Genomic DNA, 840 nt, shown 5'->3' with positions numbered 1-840 from the left:
GAAATTGGTATATTTTGTCTTATTCCCCTTTTTCGGGGGATGGGCAAAGAAACCCAAGGATAAAATATTTAAATAACATAGTAGAACAAGACCATCGTTTTATTAAAAAACGTATACGCTCTATGTTGGGATTTAAATCATACAAAACATCAGCCTCTATACTGAGTGGTGTTGAAGCCATCCATATGGTCAAAAAAGAACAAATTGATTTACAGGACCAGTCTGTCCAAAATCAGAATATTTTTATCAACCAACTGTTTGGATTAACTGCTTAGCAGGTAATTCCGTTAGGAATCCTTGCTTCTTTTTCATTTATCATCTTTTTGCACCAGAACCCTATTTCGGTCTCTTCAACATTTATAGAGTCCCCCTTATTTTAATAATCCTAAGTTTATACTTGTTACCAGGTAAGTAATAAAAGAAAATTAGGATTATTGTTTTTCAATTTTTTATGTCCATTTTATATTTGTATTTCATATTTTTCTCACATATATGTGCTATGATGTCATCGGTCGTATTTTTACATACTATTGAGGAGGAATCACATGCGTACAAGCAAAACAACAGGAGGATATTATGTAGCTGTTCATCCACACTACCCTCTGACAGAAAATCAAAAAGTATTATGGATCGCACATGAAATGGAGCAGAAAGCAGGCTTATATCATGAGCCTGTTTCTATTCAAATAAAAGGAGATTTGGACGTTCAGCGATTACAAAAAGCATTGCAATATATTGTTCATAAGCATGCCGCTTTACAGATGTGCGTGATTGATACGCCCGAGGGTCCTAAACAAATGATGCGGGAAGACGTACAAGTTGAAATAGCCTGTTACGATT

2 protein-coding genes are annotated in these 840 nt (G+C 34.8%); both read left to right on the top strand.

Features of this window, described 5'->3' with window-relative positions; genetic code table 11:
- The coding region (locus ACODS7_RS32265) for a DDE-type integrase/transposase/recombinase (protein ID WP_488828645.1) at positions 1-275 on the top strand (275 nt) is incomplete at its 5' end.
- A 270-nt stretch (positions 276-545) separates the two neighbouring features.
- Positions 546-840: condensation domain-containing protein (locus ACODS7_RS32260; RefSeq protein ID WP_488828643.1), on the top strand; the 295-nt coding region annotated here is incomplete at its 3' end.

This window comes from Bacillus sp. FG16, assembly GCF_057809515.1.
The sequence above is the reverse complement of the archived record's forward strand: the minus strand, read 5'-3'. Positions and strand labels throughout refer to the sequence as shown.